Source organism: Aeromonas diversa CDC 2478-85 (genome assembly GCF_000819805.1).
GTDB lineage: Bacteria > Pseudomonadota > Gammaproteobacteria > Enterobacterales > Aeromonadaceae > Aeromonas > Aeromonas diversa.
In genome coordinates this window covers 143,210-160,503 of record NZ_CDCE01000034.1, presented here as the reverse complement: position 1 = coordinate 160,503, position 17,294 = coordinate 143,210, and the positions used below count along the sequence as shown (strand labels likewise).

Annotated in this window: 16 protein-coding genes; 7 read left to right on the top strand and 9 right to left on the bottom strand. The window is 61.0% G+C overall.

Going from position 1 to position 17,294, the window contains the following annotated elements:
- Positions 1 to 76: 76 nt before the first annotated feature.
- The 4 genes from BN1121_RS15030 to BN1121_RS15015 all read right to left on the bottom strand — a co-directional run bounded on the left by BN1121_RS15030 (position 77) and on the right by BN1121_RS15015 (position 4,681).
- Positions 77 to 817 carry a substrate-binding periplasmic protein gene (locus BN1121_RS15030; RefSeq protein WP_005352694.1) on the bottom strand — a complete coding sequence of 247 codons (741 nt, stop codon included), beginning with the start codon at positions 815 to 817 and terminating at the stop codon, positions 77 to 79.
- Positions 818 to 894: 77 nt separating this feature from the next.
- The gene (locus tag BN1121_RS15025) at positions 895 to 3,447 is read right to left on the bottom strand and encodes an MlaD family protein (RefSeq protein WP_005352696.1); all 2,553 of its coding nucleotides are present in this window, start codon (positions 3,445 to 3,447) and stop codon (positions 895 to 897) included.
- A 24-nt stretch (positions 3,448 to 3,471) separates the two neighbouring features.
- Positions 3,472 to 4,086 (bottom strand): paraquat-inducible protein A, encoded by a 615-nt coding sequence (locus BN1121_RS15020; RefSeq protein ID WP_231553044.1) that lies wholly within the window; start codon positions 4,084 to 4,086, stop codon positions 3,472 to 3,474.
- Entirely contained in the window at positions 4,079 to 4,681 is a 603-nt protein-coding gene (locus BN1121_RS15015) for a paraquat-inducible protein A (RefSeq protein ID WP_005352702.1), read from the bottom strand. Before BN1121_RS15015 ends, BN1121_RS15020 begins: the two co-directional genes overlap by 8 nt.
- Positions 4,682 to 4,832: 151 nt before the next feature.
- On the opposite strand from BN1121_RS15015, the gene prpB reads away from it, so the two are divergent.
- From prpB to BN1121_RS14990, 5 genes are all read left to right on the top strand, one after another.
- A complete protein-coding gene (gene prpB / locus BN1121_RS15010; RefSeq protein ID WP_005352705.1) occupies positions 4,833 to 5,726 on the top strand; it encodes a methylisocitrate lyase in 894 nt (297 codons plus the stop codon).
- 2 nt (positions 5,727 to 5,728) lie between these two features.
- Entirely contained in the window at positions 5,729 to 6,853 is a 1,125-nt protein-coding gene (gene prpC / locus BN1121_RS15005; RefSeq protein ID WP_005352708.1) for a bifunctional 2-methylcitrate synthase/citrate synthase, read from the top strand.
- Between the two features lie 9 nt (positions 6,854 to 6,862).
- The gene (locus BN1121_RS15000) at positions 6,863 to 8,308 is read left to right on the top strand and encodes a bifunctional 2-methylcitrate dehydratase/aconitate hydratase (RefSeq protein ID WP_005352710.1); all 1,446 of its coding nucleotides are present in this window, start codon (positions 6,863 to 6,865) and stop codon (positions 8,306 to 8,308) included.
- A gap of 234 nt (positions 8,309 to 8,542) precedes the next feature.
- Positions 8,543 to 9,253, top strand: a complete 711-nt coding sequence (locus tag BN1121_RS14995; RefSeq protein ID WP_326929281.1) for a substrate-binding periplasmic protein — start codon at positions 8,543 to 8,545, stop codon at positions 9,251 to 9,253.
- Positions 9,254 to 9,275: 22 nt separating this feature from the next.
- Positions 9,276 to 10,802, top strand: a complete 1,527-nt coding sequence (locus tag BN1121_RS14990; RefSeq protein WP_005352716.1) for a methyl-accepting chemotaxis protein — start codon at positions 9,276 to 9,278, stop codon at positions 10,800 to 10,802.
- Here BN1121_RS14990 and BN1121_RS14985 read toward each other — a convergent pair.
- A complete protein-coding gene (locus tag BN1121_RS14985) occupies positions 10,799 to 11,542 on the bottom strand; it encodes a DUF8198 family protein (protein ID WP_005352718.1) in 744 nt (247 codons plus the stop codon). The two genes, BN1121_RS14990 and BN1121_RS14985, sit on opposite strands and share 4 nt — an antisense overlap.
- Before the next feature lie 204 nt (positions 11,543 to 11,746).
- Between BN1121_RS14985 and BN1121_RS19525 the strand changes: the two genes are divergently transcribed.
- Both BN1121_RS19525 and BN1121_RS14980 read left to right on the top strand, forming a co-directional pair.
- Positions 11,747 to 12,070: a polyhydroxyalkanoic acid system family protein gene (locus tag BN1121_RS19525; RefSeq protein WP_081606432.1), complete on the top strand. Its 324-nt coding sequence runs from the start codon at positions 11,747 to 11,749 to the stop codon at positions 12,068 to 12,070.
- A gap of 228 nt (positions 12,071 to 12,298) precedes the next feature.
- Positions 12,299 to 13,741: a wax ester/triacylglycerol synthase family O-acyltransferase gene (locus BN1121_RS14980; protein WP_043157511.1), complete on the top strand. Its 1,443-nt coding sequence runs from the start codon at positions 12,299 to 12,301 to the stop codon at positions 13,739 to 13,741.
- A gap of 43 nt (positions 13,742 to 13,784) precedes the next feature.
- Here BN1121_RS14980 and BN1121_RS14975 read toward each other — a convergent pair whose 3' ends face one another.
- The 4 genes from BN1121_RS14975 to BN1121_RS14960 all read right to left on the bottom strand — a co-directional run bounded on the left by BN1121_RS14975 (position 13,785) and on the right by BN1121_RS14960 (position 17,088).
- On the bottom strand, positions 13,785 to 14,558 hold the full coding sequence (locus BN1121_RS14975) for a tetratricopeptide repeat protein (RefSeq protein ID WP_043157515.1): 774 nt from the start codon (positions 14,556 to 14,558) through the stop codon (positions 13,785 to 13,787).
- Positions 14,559 to 14,590: 32 nt separating this feature from the next.
- Positions 14,591 to 15,265 carry a TetR/AcrR family transcriptional regulator gene (locus BN1121_RS14970; RefSeq protein ID WP_005352723.1) on the bottom strand — a complete coding sequence of 225 codons (675 nt, stop codon included), beginning with the start codon at positions 15,263 to 15,265 and terminating at the stop codon, positions 14,591 to 14,593.
- The gene (locus BN1121_RS14965) at positions 15,249 to 16,424 is read right to left on the bottom strand and encodes a patatin-like phospholipase family protein (protein WP_043598026.1); all 1,176 of its coding nucleotides are present in this window, start codon (positions 16,422 to 16,424) and stop codon (positions 15,249 to 15,251) included. The genes BN1121_RS14970 and BN1121_RS14965 overlap by 17 nt, the downstream gene beginning before the upstream one ends.
- Before the next feature lie 106 nt (positions 16,425 to 16,530).
- Positions 16,531 to 17,088 carry a phasin family protein gene (locus tag BN1121_RS14960; protein WP_043598024.1) on the bottom strand — a complete coding sequence of 186 codons (558 nt, stop codon included), beginning with the start codon at positions 17,086 to 17,088 and terminating at the stop codon, positions 16,531 to 16,533.
- Positions 17,089 to 17,294: the final 206 nt, after the last annotated feature.

The window sequence follows — 17,294 nt, the reverse complement described above, 5'->3', positions numbered from 1 at the left end:
TGTTGATGCGTCACAGGGCGAAAAATTCTAGCACAGGGGGTGGGGGCAACAAACCGAAAGCTCACAGCGGTTGGCTTCACAGGCCGTAAGCCGAGACAATCCTTTGGTAGCTGCCATCGGCGTGCATGGATCGCAAGGCCTCATCGAAGGCGCGGCGTACCGGCTCGAGATGGCGCAGCTTACTGAATGCCAGATAGCTCGGGATCCTCTGGATCTCGGGCTTGAGGGCACGAACCCGATCTTGCTGCGCCAGACGAGCCAGGATGAAGTGAGCCCCGCCGCTGTTGCTCACCAAGATGTCGAAGCGTCCGCGCAATAACTTGTTCATGTTTGCCTCACCCGTGTGGCTGAGATCGCGCGCCAACTCGGGGCGCTGGCGAAGCCAACCATCGAAGCGCTCACCGTAACTGACATTGCGGACCAGACCAAACCGAAAAGAGGCGAGGGCGTCGAGATCCCCATCAAACGCGATCGTCGCGTCTTGTCTGACGAAGAGCGAGACGGACTGCTCCAGTAACACCTCCTCGCTGAAGTCGGCGAAGCGCTCTCGCTCTGGCGTTTTGAAGAGGGTGAAGATCCCGTCGGCTTCGCCGCTCTCGATAAGCTGTAATGCTCGCCCCCATGGCAGCACGCGCACGTCGATGGGATAACCGCTGCGATGGAACGCCTCTCTCACCAGCTCGAACGCCGCCCCCTGGATCTGCCCGTTCTCTTCGTAGACATACGGGGGATATTGAAGGGTCACCAGTCGCAAGGTGGTTGCCTGGAGAGGCAGACAGAGCAGGGTGGCCAAGAGCCAGACGCGCAACCATCCCATGGATAACCCCCGTCAACACCTACCAAGATTGAGTGTAGGTGTAAAAAGAGAGGGAGCCGTGGGCTCCCTCTCGCTGCTTAAGGTTGGATTTTGGGTTGCCACATCAACCACTGAGCCTCAGCCTCGGGATAGAGGGTGAAGCGATCGCCGGCCGCCGCTTTTGCCCCCATGCCGCTCTCGGGCGTGTTAAAGGCGATGCCTCCGGCCAGCAGGCTCTGCACGGTTTCCACTTCTATGGTGCCACCGGTCAACCCCACATCCGCCTTCAAACCGGAGACATTCCAGAAGCGGCTCTTGGCGCGCACCAGGTGGGCATATTCGGGAGCGATGGTGATCCGGGTCTCGACGCGGCTGCCGTCCCGGGCCAGGGCCACCGACTCGACCTGACCCACCGCGACCTTGCGAAACAGGATGGGCGCACCCACGCTGACGCCACGTAAGTCAGGACTGGTGAGCAACAACTTGAGACCGGCCGCCGGGGTGGTGAGCAGGGAAAAATGCTCGCTCAGCGCACCACTACCCGGGGAGGCCTCCACATAGGCCCCCTTGATGAGAGTATCGAGATGAGCGGCACCGGTCAGACCCAATTTAGCCTGCACCAGCTGATAATCGGCGCCGTCACGCAAGAAGCGATCGCCGTATCGTTCATCGATGCGCGCCAATAGCTCCACCCGCCCGAGCCCAGGGGAGAGTCCGATCGAGGTGATCTCCCCTATGGTGACCCCGCGATAGCGAATCGGGGTGCCGGTCGTCAGCCCGGGATTGCTGACCGAGGTGAGGTGAACCGTGCGACTGGTCATGGTGGCCTCATCCCGGCTGGCATAGAGATCGTGATTGCTGCGACGGGTACCGGGCAGATTGGCAAACTCGATGCCGCCACGCAGCAGGGTGGAGAGATTACCCATCTTCACCTTGACGCCATCACCGCCGAGGCGGGCATCCACCGCCGGCAATCGCCAGAAGCGGGTGTGCTCCCCCAGCAGGGGAGCGAAGGGGGGATCGAGTTCGACCGTGATGGAAACGCCCTGGGCATTACCTTTCAGGGCTCGCACCCTTCCTGCCTCGATGCCGAGGTAGTAGAGGGGAGTTCCCACACCCACGCCGTCGGCATGAGCGGTGTTCAGCGTCCAGCTGCGGGCAGTACGACCCGGTGTTGCCAGGGTTGCCAGCTCATGGTTTGGATAGAGGGTATCAATCCGTGGTCCGTTCACTTGCATCATCTTGATTCCGCCGCCGATCCACCCGCTGGCCGCCGTAGTATCGACCCGGATCCCGGAGAGATCAGCCTCCAACTGAAGGGGGCTGGCCTTGTAAAAACGGGCGCCCTTAAGCAGTGCTTGGTACTCGCCGGACAGCTTGACACGGACCTGGGCCTGACCACTTCGATCCAGAAGGAGACGCTCGATACGACCCACCGGCATCCCCTTAAACCAGAGGGGGGCCCCCTCGGTGATCCCCGACAAATCGCCGGCACTCAGGGTCAGGAGCGGACCATCGAGGGGAGTCTGCCCCACGACAGAGATGCTATCGCTGGGCTTGCCCGGCAGGCTCATCAGGCGCAATACGGGGCCCGTTAACAGACGCTCGGCATGGGCTACCCCCGAGAGCGAGATGTCGGCCCCCTCGAGCACCAGGGTGCTGCGTTCGGTAAAACGCCCCTTCTGCTCCGGGGCGACGAGGGCATGCAGGATGCGCCCCTGCCCATTCAGGGTCGGTGCCAGCACCCGACCAATTTCGAGGCCCTCATAGAGAATGGGCATCCCCTCCTTAACGGGAAGTTCACCGGCCTGCAGGGTGATACGCTCGCCGCGCTCTGCCTCAACCAGATTGGGGTAGAGCTCGAAACGCTGTTCACGGGAGGCGGCGGGTGAGTCGCTCGGCGCATCGAAGGCGATGCCTCCGCCGAGCACCGTCGCCAGGTTGCCCACCTCGAGTTTGACGCCACCGGCACCGAATCCGGCCCGGATCCCGCCGACGCTCCAGAAGCGGCTCTCCTTTTTCAGCAGATGGGCATAGCGGTTATCGATCACCAGATCGAGCTGGACCCGGCTGTCCTCATCGGTCAGCTGGGTGTTGAACACGCTCCCCACCTCGAGGCCACGATAGAAGAGCTTGGCGCCGTTTGCCGCACCGCTCAGGGTGTCGGTGAGCAGATGAACGACCCGACCATCGGCTTGCCAGCCGGGGGGAGGGAGACTAAGTCCGACGAAGTGAGAGGCCTCGGGAGCCTTCTCGCTGCCGGGCAGCAGGTTGATATAGTTACCCGAGACCAGGGTATCGAGACCGGAGATCTCGGTCAGGGATGCCTTGGGGCTGACCAGCCAGAATTGGGCATCCTTGCGAATGAGTGCCCGGGCACGCTTGTCAATCTTGACGATGACGGCAATGTTGCGGCCGTCATCGGCAAGATCGAGCTCGCTGACCACCCCGACGGCGACCCCCTGGTAGCGCAGCTGGGTCTTGCCAGGAAGAATGCCGTTCCCCTGCTCAAAGTCGATCTGGATGAGCTGGCCTGCATGCTGATACTGCTGGTAGAGAAAGCCGGCGGCCAACAGGCTCGCCAGTGCAGGTAATAACCAGACCGGAGATAACCAGCGACGACGATGAACAACGGGCTTGGCCCCAATCATAATGACTCCTTGAACGACGCGGCCTCAACGGTCCGCCTTATCCCACAGTAACCGGGTGTCGAGCATCTTGGCCGACAGCATGGTCAACACCACGACCCCGGCAAACGCGGTGGCACCGGGGCCGGCACTGACATCGAGCAGGATCCCCCGATCGACCAGCGCCACCATGAGAGAGATGACAAACAGATCCAGCATCGACCAGCGGCCGATGAAATCGATGATGCGATACATCCGAAGCTGACGCTTGCGACGCACCGGCTTGGTGCGCTGCAACTGCAGACAGATCCAGGCCAGCCCGATGATCTTCATGATGGGCACCACTATGCTGGCGACGAAGACGATGCCGGCGATGCCGCTCATGTGGCTGCGGATGAGCGACTGGATCCCGCTGAAGATGGTATCAGCCTGGAGGATCCCCTTGTTATAGAAGAGGGTGATGGGCAAGAGGTTGGCAGGCAATAACATAAACGTCGCGAGTGCCAGCAGTCCCCAGGTCCAGGCCAGGGAGTTGGGGATCCGCTGATGCAAGGCACTACCGCAGCGAGGGCAGTCGTGGTGTGGAACATACTCCACCAGCAGACCGCAAGTATGGCAGCGACAGAGCCCGGCATCGCGCGCGCTCTGCATCGACTCACTCATAGGAGACCTTCTGCCAGTAAGGCTCGGGGTCGAAGAGGATCAGCAGGGTGAGGTTGAGCAGCATCAGAATGCCAAGGCTCAGCAATCCTCCTCCCAGGTGAGTCTCGGCGATATCGACCAGCTTGAAGAGCGCCACCAGAAAACTCACCAGATAGACCTCGAGCATGGCCCAGTGACGGAACACCTCGACCGCCTTGAGGGTGATGGGCAGTATGCGCCAGCGCCTGGCAATGCCGGAGGCGAGCACAAAGATGCCGAGTAACAGACCAACAGGAGCCAGCACGGCGCACCAGAGCACCAGGCCTGCCACCCAGGGCTCATGCTCGACAAAGAGAATATGGATCCCCTCGAGCAGGCTCGCCTGAGAGTTGACACCCCCAAGGCGCATATAGAGGAGGGGTTCGAGCAGGGCGCTGGGCAGCAGCAAAAAACCCGTGATGGTAAGAGCCATCAGTTGGGAAGGGCGAAAGGAGTACCGGCCGTAGAGGTGCTGGCGACAGCGGGGACAATGGGCATCCCGCCGTAGCGGAAGCTCGGTGCGCTCGATCAGCAGATCGCAGGATGGGCAGGCGATAAAGCGCGGGGAGTGGGCCATGGGATGCACGTCAACCGATTGAACTGTCCCGCAAATTTATACTAAAGCGAGTTCATTGTCTCCCGGAGTACAACTGTTAACCAAAAGTTGAATTGACGTTAACGTCAACGTGAGGTTAGATCACTCCAGTCACAGCGTGAAAGGAGTCATGATGTCCAGCCTTACCCTCTCGGCCGGCAAGCGTTTCCGCCAGGCCATTGCCCAGGAGCGGCCCCTGCAGATCGTCGGTGCCATCAACGCCTACATGGCCCTGATGGCCGAGCGCAGCGGCTTTCAAGCCCTCTATCTCTCCGGTGCCGGGGTGGCCAACGCCTCCTTCGGCCTGCCGGATCTTGGCATGACCAGCCTCAATGACGTCTTGACCGATGCCGAGCGCATCACGGCGGCGACCCGCTTGCCGCTGCTGGTCGACATCGACACCGGCTGGGGTGGGGCGTTCAACATCGCTCGCACCGTGCGCGCCTTCGAGCGCGCCGGGGTGGCCGCCGTGCACATGGAAGATCAGGTGGCGCAGAAGCGCTGCGGCCACCGGCCCAACAAGGCGGTGGTCTCCCTCGACGAGATGTGCGATCGCATCAAGGCGGCGGTGGATGCCCGCGAGAATGACGAGTTCGTCATTATGGCGCGCACCGACGCCCTGGCGGTGGAGGGGATCGGCAGCGCCCTGGAGCGCGCCGCGGCCTATGTGGCGGCCGGCGCCGACATGATCTTCGCCGAGGCGGTGACCGAGCTCGGGCAATATGATCTCTTCGCCCAGGCCACCGGGGTGCCGGTGCTTGCCAACATGACCGAGTTCGGCAAGACCGAACTGTTTGACAAGGAGCAGCTCGCCGCCCACGGGGTGGCCATGGTGCTCTACCCCTTGAGCGCCAGCCGCGCCGCCAATCAGGCCGCGCTCAACGTCTATCAGCACATTCGTCGCGACGGCCATCAAAGAGCCGTGGTCGACACCATGCAGACCCGGGAGGCGCTGTACGACTTCCTTGGCTACCACCACTACGAGCAGACGCTGGATCGTCTGTTCGATCGCAATGAGGGAGAGTAACCATGGTTCAGAAAGCATTGGGGGGCGCCGGCCTGCGCGGCCAGAGCGCTGGCGAGACCAGCATCTGCACGGTCGGCAAGAGCGGCACCGGGCTCACCTACCGGGGCTATGACATCAAGGATCTGGCCGAGGGTGCCGACTTTGAGGAGGTCGCCCACCTGTTGCTCAAGGGCCATCTGCCCTCCGCTCAGGAGCTCGTTGCCTACCGCGGCAGGCTGCGCGGTCTGCGTACCCTGCCGCCGGCACTGCTCGAGGTGCTCGAACTCATTCCGGCCGATGCCCACCCCATGGATGTGCTGCGCACCGGCTGCTCCATGCTCGGGGATCTCGAGCCCGAGGATGGCTTCGAGCACGAGCATGAGGTCGCCGACCGGCTGCTGGCCGCCTTCCCGGGGATCCTGCTCTACTGGTACAAGTTCAGTCACGAGGGGGTACGCATCGCCCTCGACACCGACGAGGAGTGCATCGGTGGCCATTTTCTGGCCCTGCTGCACCAGCGCGTCCCAAGCGAGCTGGCACGTCGGGTGATGCACGTCTCCCTCATTCTCTACGCCGAGCACGAGTTTAACGCCTCCACCTTCGCCGCCCGAGTCTGTGCCTCGACCCTGTCGGACATGTTCTCCTGCGTCACCGCCGCCATCGGCACCCTGCGCGGTCCCCTGCACGGAGGGGCCAACGAGGCGGCCATGGCCCTTATCGAGACCTGGCAGGACGAGGCCCAGGCGCGCCGCGAGCTGCTCGCCAAGCTGGCGGCCAAGGAGAAGATCATGGGCTTTGGCCACGCGGTCTACCGCACCTCGGATCCGCGCAACGTCATCATCAAGGGGTGGTCCGAGAAGTTGGGTCAGGCGGCGGGGGACGATCGTCTCTACCGGGTCTCCTGTGAGGCAGAGAAGGTGATGTGGGAGGAAAAAGAGCTCTTCCCCAACGCCGACTTCTTCCACGCCAGCGCCTATCACTACCTGGGGATCCCGACCAAGCTCTTCACCCCGATCTTCGTCTGCTCCCGGGTCACCGGTTGGTGCGCTCACATCATGGAGCAACGCGAGAATAACCGCATCATCCGTCCGAGCGCGGATTACGTGGGGCCGGCGCCGCGCCCCTTCGTCTCACTGTCACAACGATAAGGAAATCCGATGTCTGCCAACGTCGACGTCAACCACAGACCCGATCCGGATGCAGTCCTGGTCCAGATCGCCGACTACGTCTGCAATCACCCAATCACCAGCCGTGAGGCCCTCGAGACCGCCCGCTACTGCCTGATGGATACCCTGGGCTGCGGCCTGCTGGCCCTGCGCTTCCCCGAGTGCACCAAGCATCTGGGGCCCATCGTCCCCGGGACCGTGGTGCCGCACGGGGCGCGGGTGCCGGGCACCCAGCTCTGCCTCGATCCGGTCAAGGCCGCCTGGGACATAGGCGCCATCATCCGCTGGCTCGATTACAACGACACTTGGCTGGCCGCCGAGTGGGGTCACCCCTCCGATAACCTGGGCGGGATCCTCGCCACCGCCGACTGGCTGTCGCGCACCCGGGTGGCACAAGGGGAGGCGCCGCTCACCATGGGCGAGGTGCTGGTCGCCATGGTCAAGGCCCACGAGATTCAGGGTGTGCTGGCGCTGGAGAACTCCTTCAACCGGGTCGGGCTCGATCACGTGGTGCTGGTGAAAGTCGCCAGCACTGCCGTGGTGACCCGCCTGCTCGGGGGCAGTCGCGAGCAGGTGATCGACGCCGTCTCCCAGGCCTGGGTCGATGGCCAGAGCCTGCGTACCTATCGTCATGCACCCAACGCGGGATCGCGCAAGAGCTGGGCGGCCGGCGATGCCACCTCGCGCGCCGTGCGTCTGGCCCTCATCACCCTGAGCGGTGAGATGGGTTATCCGGGGGTACTGAGCGCGCCCAAGTGGGGTTTCTATGACGTCCTGTTCAAGGGCAACCAGTTCGCCCTGAGCCAGCCCTACGGCAGCTATGTGATGGAGAACGTGCTGTTTAAAATCAGCTACCCGGCCGAGTTCCACGCCCAGACGGCGGTGGAGTGTGCCCTCAAGCTGCACGCCCAGGTGAAGGACAGGCTCGACGAGATAGACCGCATCGAGCTCACCACCCACGAGTCGGCCATTCGCATCATCAGCAAGGTGGGTGCCCTCAACAACCCGGCGGACAGGGATCACTGCCTGCAGTACATGGTGGCGGTGCCGCTCATCTTCGGTCGGCTGGTGGCCGAGGATTACGAGGATGCGGTGGCGGCCGATCCGCGCATCGACGCCCTGCGCGCCAAGATGGTGGTGCAAGAGGATGCGCGTTACAGCCGTGAGTACCTGGAGGCGGACAAGCGCTCGATTGCCAACGCCATCCAGATCTTCTTCAAAGACGGGACCCACAGCGCCAAGGTGGAGGTGGAGTACCCGGTCGGCCATCGCCGTCGCCGCGAGGAGGGGATCCCGCTGCTGGTCGAGAAGTTCGCCGCCAATCTGGCGACCCGCTTCCCGGCCAAGCGCGCCGAGGCAATCCTGTCCCTGTGTCAGGACGAGGCGCGGCTCACCGCCACCCCGGTGCACGCCTTCATGGACCTGCTGGTGATTTAACCCGTATCAACCGGAGCCTCAGGGCTCCGGTTTCAATTTATCCCCCCCGGTTTGACGCACGCCCACCTTTGACCTTAGCTAAACAACAGGCTGTCCAAGTGTGGTTGGTGTAGCAAAGCCTGGATCCTGGTCCCTCTCATCACCCTCCTGGAACATCCTCCCAAAAGGAACGATCTGTCTTGCACGGGTCAGAGATCTGCATCATCCAAGGAGAGTGAGATGAAACGCATCGTGATGTGGCTACAAGGTTTGGTGGCACTGCTCTTGTTGGCGGCCCCGTTACACGCCGCCCCCATCAAAGTGATGACCGAAGACTACCCCCCCTTCAACATGGCCGGAGAGGGGGGCAAGGTGGTGGGTCTGTCGACCGAGGTGGTCGAAGAGCTCTTCAAGCGGGCCGGGGTCGAATATACCCTGACCCTGATGCCCTGGAAGCGGGCCTATGAAGATACCCTGAGTACCCCGGGCACGGCGCTCTTCTCCACCACCCGAACCCCGGAGCGCGAGACACTGTTCAAGTGGGTCGGCCCCCTGGTCACCAACAACTGGGTCTTCTTTGCCAAGAGCGATGCCACCCTTTCAGTCAACTCCCTGGATGAAGCCAAGGCCTACTCGGTCGGCGGCTATAACGGGGATGCCGCAGCCGAATACCTGGCAGCCCAGGGATTTAGCAAACTGCAACTCGCCGCCAATGACGCCGCCAATGCCAAGAAGCTAGAGGCTGGTCGTATCGATCTCTGGGCGACCGGCGAATACCTGGCGCCCTATCTGGCCAAGAAAGAAGGGGTCGCCGCCCCCAAGGTCGTCTTCAAGTTCAAGGAAACCCAGATGAGCCTGGCCTTCAACAAGGAGACGCCGGACGACCTGATCCAGAAACTCAACGATACCCTCAAGGGTATGGTGGATGACGGCACCATGGCCAAGATCAGCGCCAAGTATCAGTAAATTCACGCATCAGGAGGTCGCCATGAGCTGGAACAGCTTAATGGTCAGAATCGCGCTGCTGACAACGCTGTCGGTTAGCCTGTTGTTGGTGATCTTCGGCGGCTATGACTACTACACCACCCATAACGAGAGTTATGAACGTCAGGCCCGCTTGATTGAGCGGGCCGTCGGCCGCCTTAAGCTTTCGCTGCCGGGCCCCTTGTGGAATTACGAGACGGGGTTCGTCACGGCTGCGCTCAAATCCGAGCTGGGAGACACGGCACTCGATGCCCTGATCGTCAAAAACAAGGAGAAATGGGTGGCGGGTTTTGCCCGCAATGAGGTCGGTGAAATCGTGCCGCTCAACCAGGATCCCGCCGATCTGGGTGCGCTGGCCAAACACGAGATCCTCTATGACGATGGCGGTAATCAGACCCCGGTCGCACAGCTATATGTGCGCGAGAGCGATACGGCCATCAAGGAACACCTGCACAGGCAGCTGATGGCCAGCATAGTGAAGATAGTGATCCTCGATTTCTGCATCATTGGGTTGCTGGTGGTGCTGATCCACGGCAATGTGCTGCGTCCCCTCAATCGCATGAACCAGGCGGTTTTTGACATCGCCCAGGGGGAGGGGGACCTGACCCAGCGCCTCGCCATCGGCAGGCGTGACGAGATGGGAGAGCTGGCAGGCAACATCAACCGTTTCATCGAAAAGTTGCAACAGATGGTAGGACGCATCAGCCAGCTCTCGATGAGTGTCTTGCAAACCGCGGATCAATGTAGCGCACTCTCCTCCGAGAACCGCAAGGGGATCGGAGAGCTACAAGCCGAGCTCGACCAAGTGGCCACCGCCATCACCCAGATGAGCCACGCAGTGGAAGAGGTCGCGGGCAATGCAGTGAAAACGTCGGAGGCGACCGATGAGGCCAATCATCACGTTGAAGCCGGGTTCCGTCAGGCGGGTCATGCCAATGAGGTGATCCATCAGCTGGTGGATGAAGTGGAGCGCGTCGCCGGACTCATCGAGTCACTGTCCAGTGAGAGCAGCAGTATAGGCACCATAGTTGAGGTGATCAACGCCATCGCCGAGCAGACCAATCTGCTGGCCCTCAATGCCGCCATTGAAGCGGCGAGGGCAGGCGATCATGGACGCGGGTTTGCCGTGGTGGCCGATGAGGTGCGCACCCTGTCGGGGCGCACTCGCAGCTCGACCGAAGAGATCAGTGCCAGCATACGGCGGTTACAGCAGGCCACCGGCAATGTGGTCAGCGGGATGACCCAGAGCCGCGATCGCGCCGCTGCGGCCGGCGCCGAAGCCGCAGCCGTGCAAGAGGCCATGGCGGGGATCAAGGGGCAAGTTGGGCTCATTCGCGAGATGAACATGTACATCGCCCAGGCCGCAGAGGAGCAACACTCGGTCGCCGAGGAGGTCAGTGGCAGTGTCAATCGTATCGCCAGTCTCAACAGTGATACGTCGGCCCGGGTCAATTCGACCGCCGAGGCGAGCAGCGATCTGCGCCACCTGTCCGGTGAGCTCGATCATCTGCTCAAGGAGTTCAAGATTTAACGGCCCGGACGGGCCGTTAGCACCTCGACCCGAGAAGCAAACAAGCCTTCAATCACGTCGTGTTCGCGCTCGGCAATCGTTGCGAGAAATGCATCGGCACGCCCCATGTGACGACAGGCTTGATAACCCCGCTCGACAAACGAGAAGAGCTCACCCAGGCCGGCGAGGTGCGCCGGCCCCGAGACCAGACGCAGGGTCGTTCCGGCCAGCGGCTTTCGTGCCAATCTGTCGAGCGTTTCTCCCAGCTCGATCACCAGCGTCAGCTGATGCTCCCGACGCGAACGTTCCCCCACATCCAGAAACGCATCGAGGTAGTGCTCTGGTGTGATCTCGTCAATGGTATTTTTGCGCCGTAGCGCCATCACCATGTGATAGTCGAGCTCCTCCGACAGGGCATCGAGCTCGATGGCCTTGGCCAACACCTCCAGCCCGGAGTGAGGCAGGACGCGTTCAGCCATGGGCATGATCCGCAGCAGATCTGCATCCCGACGCAGACTGTCCCCCGGACCATAGAGGTCGGTCAGAAAATAGCGGGCCGCTGGGGCATAACGCTTGCTCTCGAGCAGGTCGGCATAGGTATATGCGAGACGTTGGGCCTGCCACTGGCGCAGTCTGTCTCTGTCCCTGGCGTCTTCCGGATGAGCCTGCATCGAGGCCCGCAAGGTGGCGACTTGCTTGAGATTCAGCTCGATACTCTCCAAAGGGAGTAGACCCCGGTCTGAGGGGAGGAATTGGGTCATAACGCTTCCTTTAACCTTAGCGACAGTAATGCAGGGGCCGGACATGTTACCCCGCCGCTACTCATTTTTCCCCTCAACCTCATGTTTTGTGGGCTCGGGGAGATGAGTTTGTTAGGTAAATCCCACTTATCTTGCTGCATCTCTTCACATGTTGTTCTCATGTGCTTAGTATCAGTAGCGTTCGCCACCATTTGAGTATGATCCATGTTTCTCTATGAACCCCGTAGTAGCGGCTCTCTCTCCAGTATACAGATATCCCGGCAACATCAGTTGGGATTAGCCGGTGCTCGACTGGCCGCCGAGGCGATTGCCGCCGATCTGGCGAGCAATTATCAGCTCGATATCGAGTGGACTGATGAGCACGAACTCGAATTTAAGGGCAGTGGTGTTGATGGGATGCTGACCCTGGGTGAGACCCATCTTGAACTGGAGGTGAATCTTGGGCTGTTTTTGCTTCCCCTAAGAGGAACCCTGGAGCAAGAGATCCTCGAATATATGGCTCATCGTATTCCATGTCCGGCTGGTTAATGTCGTCAATCATATCAGCCAGTCATTGACATTCGTGTGCCGTATATATTGGCGTCACAATCCATCATTCAGAGATAATGGGGCCTTCGCCTCTGCTTATTTTTATCGATTTGCCATGAGCAAGGAAAAATCATAAGACCAGGACGCTAATTCAAACATTATATTTCTCTGCTAACCCACGGCAACGTGTCTCAGATGTAATGTTTGAAACAATTTAAGGGAACTAACATGTCGTTGTGTGAAATGATCACGTGTGTCGATACCGCATGGCTGCGGATGGACAGGCCCAATAATCTGATGCAGATAGTGGGCGTGTTGATGTTTGACGGTCAACTCGATGAAGAGCAGCTGCGCCACAACCTGCAGCACACCATAGCGCAGCAACCCAGATTCAGGCAGCGAGCCGTGCTTGAAGGGGGTGTCTACTACTGGCGCGAAGACCAAGATTTCGATCTCGATCTCCATCTCAAGCGCGTCATTTTACCCGGTGATGCCGGCCAGCATGAGCTCGAAAAGCTGGTGGCAGACTTTGCCTCAACCCCCCTCAATCCCCAGCGCCCCTTGTGGGAGATCCACCTGACCGACACCAGCCTGGGTGGTCAGGCGTTGGTGATGCGCTTCCATCATGCCGTCGGCGACGGTTTCTCCCTCATCAAGGCGATGCTGACCATGATGGACGAGACCCCCACACCGACCCAGGTCCGGGCTCTTGATTCGCTCGACCAGCGTACCGAACGAGGCGATGAAGAGGATCACCACGGCAGCCGGTTGCTGCGCATGGGCCTCAAGATGACCGGAAAAATCTGGTCGAAGTACATAGAGCTTGCCACCAATCCGGCCCGCATCATCGACTACGCCAAGGTCACCCGGGATGTGACCTCAGAGCTGCTGACCATCGCTACCCTGCCCGATGACAGCCAGACCCGCTTCAAGGGGGAGACCGGCAGCACGAAGCGGGTGGCCTGGTCAGAGCAGATCCCCCTGCCTGATGTGAAGGCGGTGGGGCGCGTGCTCGGCTGCTCCGTCAACGATCTGCTCATCGCCGCCGCAACGGGCGCATTTCGCGGCTACCTGGAAGAGAAGGGGGACCAGACAGAGGGGGTCTCTGTGCGCTCCCTGGTGCCGGTCAATATGCGCGGCCCCCACGACAAGGGAGAGCTCGGTAACCGCTTCGGATTGGTGGCGCTCGATCTGCCGGTCGATCTGGACAACCCGCTGCAGCGTCTCTACAAGGTGCGCGAGCGGATGCAGACCCTCAAGTCATCCTGCCAGCCTGCCGTGGTGCTCAATCTGCTCGAGGCGATCGGAATGGCGCCCAAGACGGTTCAGCAGCAGGTGGTGGATGTGCTCTCTGCCAAGGCGTCCATGGTGATTACCAATGTCCCCGGTCCCCAGCAGACCCTCTATCTGGCGGGGGCCAGACTGCGCCAACCCCTCTTCTGGGTGCCCCAAGCCGGTGACATTGGCATTGGGGTCTCTATCCTCTCCTATGACGGCAAGGTACAGCTGGGGCTTATCACCGACAAGAAGCGGATCCCTGATCCTGAGAAGATCGTCAACCGATTTGCCCATGAGTTTGAGCAGCTGTTGCTACTGGTGCTGCTGGAGCCGGCCGATCTCCTCGAAGATCCCGACGCTATCGAGCACTATCTCTGGGCCGAACAGGCGTAAAAAAGGGCAGGCCAATGGCCTGCCCTCCGTTTTTAACGAGTCTTTACTCTTCGGCGACCTCTTCGCGCGCAGCCTCCACATCGAGGCGCTCCATGGCATCGAGGGGTTCGCACTCGGCGGCTTCGGCGTAAAGCGCCTCGGCCTCCTTGAGGCGGCTCTTGCCATGCAGCATGGCAACGGCGTTGGCATACTCCATGCGCGCGATGGCAGAATCCGGCATCACACCCAGCGCCGCCTTGAAGTGGCGCTCCACTTCATCTTTCTTGGCCCCATAGGTGAGGCCGCCGATCATGGCCCCCAGCTTGTCGAGGATCTCCGCATGCCAGGCGCCGAAGGCGATGTGCGCCTCGGCGTGATCCGGCGCCAGTGCCAGCGCCTTCTCGAGACTGGCCCGCACCTTGTCGCCAAGCCCCTGTGAAAGCGCCTTGGAGACCGAGACCACCTGGCTGTAACGACCCAGTGCCAGGGCATGGAAATACCAGGCGTTGGCATTGTCCGGATCGTGCTTTTGCAAGCGCTCTGCCTGCGCCGCCGCCTGTTCGAAGGCCTCGCGCTTGGCGTACTTGTCATCGAGCAGGTAGGAGGCGTGGATCACCAGGGCCTTGTTGACCACGTTGATCCCCTCGTCACCGGCCGACAATCCCAACTCGACGGCGCGGCCAAAGTCGCCTGCATGGTAGGCAGCCCAGGCCTGCTGCACGGTTTCGTTTTCGGGCCAGGGCTCGGCGTCGCCACGGTGCAGACGCTCCCAATACTGAGCCAGCTTGTCACCAGAGTAGTCATAGGCCGGGAAGGGGAAGGGGATAAATTCAGCCATCTTGTTCTCCATGTTGGACATCATGTCTCTCCCTAAGAAGCGGGACGTTGCGAGGTGTAATGCTCCGCCAGCAGTTGCAGGTGCTCGCGGGCATCGGATCTGAGATGTGGGGCCACCAACTGCATCACCTGATAGACGCCGAGGGCGATGTCGGCGTCGCCTCTGGGGTTGAGGGCCCGTTGATACGAAATCCAGAAGGTGCCGACCAAGACCAGATTGCGCGACAGCGCCTCCATCTGGGCCGGGGTGGCAGTGAGTAACCTGGCCTGCGCCAGATGCTGGCACAAGGCGTGCGCCGTGCGCTGCTTGCGTGCCAGCAAGGCGCGAAAATGGCTCTCAACCTGCCGGTGGTTGCTCATCAAGGTGCTGATATCGTAGTAAAAAAAGCGATAATGCCAAATCGACTCAAACATCAGATGCAAAAACAGCCAGACATCTTCCGGCTCACCGGTCGGCTGGCTCATGGCATCGAGCAGGGGGGCCATCTGCTGCTCGAACTCGACCAGCAGGGCCTGAACCATCTCTTCTTTGTTGCGAAAGTGGTAATAGAGATTGCCCTGGCTTATCCCCATTTCGGCGGCAATCGCCGAGGTGGTCACCGTGGGCTCGCCCAGCAGATTAAACTGGGCCAGCGCCGTCTCGAGAATTCGCTCCCGGGTTCGGCGCTTGGGTTTACCCTGAACGCAGGTCTTAGCGTTGCTCGTCATGGTGTTGTTCTCTCAGGCGGTGGAGCCAGTCTCCCAGGGTGCGCTCGAGATCGGCGGCGGCGCTGCTCGAGGGAGAGATGAGGGAGCGCTCCTCCCGCAACAGCTCAAGATCCAGCTCCAGGCCATGGCGCGCCAGCTTGGGGGCAAGCTCAGTGGCCCGGCGCAGCAGCTCGGCACGGGTATGCTGATAGGCATGCTCGCAGAGACGACGGCGATCCCGATAACTGAAGACGTTGGTGAAGAACATCTCGCGATCGGCCGGGGAGGGCTCGAAGAGCAGGACATCCGCGTCCGGATATTGGTGGCGATAGCGATCCATCCCCACATGCATGCGCGAATGTATGATGGCGCGAAACGTTTGCGCCAGTACCACGGGTAGACCGCTCTCGACCAGACTCTGTGCCCCGACCTGGTGGCAACCGGCCAGCTCGGCATCGAAAGGCACCAGAGGGTTGATGCAGAGCACCAGATCCGCCCCCTCTTGCAGCGCAACCGAGGCGTGCAGCGTCTTGATGAGGGCCCCATCGACGTAGTAGCGCCCCTCGATGAACGAAGGGGGAAACAGGCCCGGCAAGGCCGCCGACGCCTGCACCGCAGCCGAGATGGGAATGTGATCCAGCCCGGCCCCACCGAATGCCACCGGGCGCCCGGTGTCGAGCTCGGTGGCAATCACATAGAGGGGGCTTCGCAAGGCACGAAAGTCGTTGCTCCGACCTGGCTTGGCGAAGAAGTCAGTCAGGATCCTGTCGACCCCCTGATTGTCGAACAGGCCGGCGGGGATGGATCGGGCCAGGTGCTGCATCGATTCAAACAGGGTGTGCTTCCAGGGGGTTTTTACATAGTCCCACAGGGACTCGGCCAGCAGGGCGGGAAACATCGCCAAACGCTGGGCAAACTCGCCGAAGGCGGGGCGTAGCAGGGTCGAGGGATCAAACAGATCGCCGCTGTCGTCGTTGAGAAGGATCCGTGCCAGCTTGTGGGGGGGAACGCCATTGGCCAGGATGGAGGCGATCACGGCCCCCGAGCTGACACCCACGTAGCCGTCGAGACGCTCGAGTCGCAATCCGTGGATTGACTCGGCCAGGGCGACACTGGCACCAATCTCATAGATCCCGCCGAGGGGACCACCCCCTGCCAGCGCTATTGCAATCTTGCTCATCTCACGCCTCCCATCGCTGCTCAAATTTCACTCGATGGACCGTTCAAATAAAAACCGGCCCTGGCGAGGGGCGAGGGCCGGTCTGTGCTCACGATAGAGGAGGGCATCAGGAAACGACGGCCTCATCCTTCTTGGTCTCATCCTTGGCGGGCTCGACGAGTTCCATCTCAACCACCAGATCCTTGGTCTCTTCTTTCACCGGAGCCTTTCTCGGCGGAGCCTTTTTCGGGGGCGCCTTGCGTGCAACCGGGGCGGCCTTGCTTTGCGGAGCCTCTTCTTCCTCTTGCGCCTCGATCAGCTGCTGCACCACCTCGGTCAGCTCGGCCATGCGCTTGGAGAGCTTGTCGATGTCCTTGCGAGTCGGGATCCCCAGGCTCGCTACGGCACGGGCCACACGCTCTTCGAACACTTGCTCGAGACGTCCCCAGGTGCCTGATGTCTTGTCGGCCATGGCGGCGATCTTCTGATCGGCGGCATGACGAGTCTTGGCTTGCAGGGCTTCACCTTCCTGAACCAGGGCGTCGAAGATCTTGCCGCCTTCTTCGTGGGCCTTGGCATAGGCACCGAGTCCGGCCAACCAGATCTGTTGAGTCGATTCCTTGATGGTGGAGGCGAGTTGGTTATCAGTCACAGAGCCTGCCAGCGCTTTGAGTTTCTTGGCCATGATCTTCTCCTTGGGTATCAATTTCAATAAACGTAACGGCGATCACAACATGATGAGGAGATGTTGTATCTCGGCACCTTTTTGCCTGCCTTCAACACCAGTCTAGGGATAAAAAATAGAGGGTTCTACCTAATAATGGAACCCATCAACACCATATATGCGGTATGGGTCATGTAATAAAACTGGCAATTTAAAATTGATTTAAC

Coding starts and splice junctions, on each gene's coding strand:
- prpC (WP_005352708.1), top strand. CDS start 5,729: ATGGTTCAGAAAGCATTGGGGGGCGCCGGCCTGCGCGGCCAGAGCGCT.
- BN1121_RS14975 (WP_043157515.1), bottom strand. CDS start 14,558: ATGGCTGAATTTATCCCCTTCCCCTTCCCGGCCTATGACTACTCTGGT.
- BN1121_RS15030 (WP_005352694.1), bottom strand. CDS start 817: ATGGGATGGTTGCGCGTCTGGCTCTTGGCCACCCTGCTCTGTCTGCCT.
- BN1121_RS14995 (WP_326929281.1), top strand. CDS start 8,543: ATGTGGCTACAAGGTTTGGTGGCACTGCTCTTGTTGGCGGCCCCGTTA.
- BN1121_RS14980 (WP_043157511.1), top strand. CDS start 12,299: ATGTCGTTGTGTGAAATGATCACGTGTGTCGATACCGCATGGCTGCGG.
- BN1121_RS14960 (WP_043598024.1), bottom strand. CDS start 17,088: ATGGCCAAGAAACTCAAAGCGCTGGCAGGCTCTGTGACTGATAACCAA.
- BN1121_RS15015 (WP_005352702.1), bottom strand. CDS start 4,681: ATGGCCCACTCCCCGCGCTTTATCGCCTGCCCATCCTGCGATCTGCTG.
- BN1121_RS14990 (WP_005352716.1), top strand. CDS start 9,276: ATGAGCTGGAACAGCTTAATGGTCAGAATCGCGCTGCTGACAACGCTG.
- prpB (WP_005352705.1), top strand. CDS start 4,833: ATGTCCAGCCTTACCCTCTCGGCCGGCAAGCGTTTCCGCCAGGCCATT.
- BN1121_RS15000 (WP_005352710.1), top strand. CDS start 6,863: ATGTCTGCCAACGTCGACGTCAACCACAGACCCGATCCGGATGCAGTC.
- BN1121_RS15020 (WP_231553044.1), bottom strand. CDS start 4,086: ATGAGTGAGTCGATGCAGAGCGCGCGCGATGCCGGGCTCTGTCGCTGC.
- BN1121_RS14965 (WP_043598026.1), bottom strand. CDS start 16,424: ATGAGCAAGATTGCAATAGCGCTGGCAGGGGGTGGTCCCCTCGGCGGG.
- BN1121_RS19525 (WP_081606432.1), top strand. CDS start 11,747: ATGTTTCTCTATGAACCCCGTAGTAGCGGCTCTCTCTCCAGTATACAG.
- BN1121_RS14985 (WP_005352718.1), bottom strand. CDS start 11,542: ATGACCCAATTCCTCCCCTCAGACCGGGGTCTACTCCCTTTGGAGAGT.
- BN1121_RS15025 (WP_005352696.1), bottom strand. CDS start 3,447: ATGATTGGGGCCAAGCCCGTTGTTCATCGTCGTCGCTGGTTATCTCCG.
- BN1121_RS14970 (WP_005352723.1), bottom strand. CDS start 15,265: ATGACGAGCAACGCTAAGACCTGCGTTCAGGGTAAACCCAAGCGCCGA.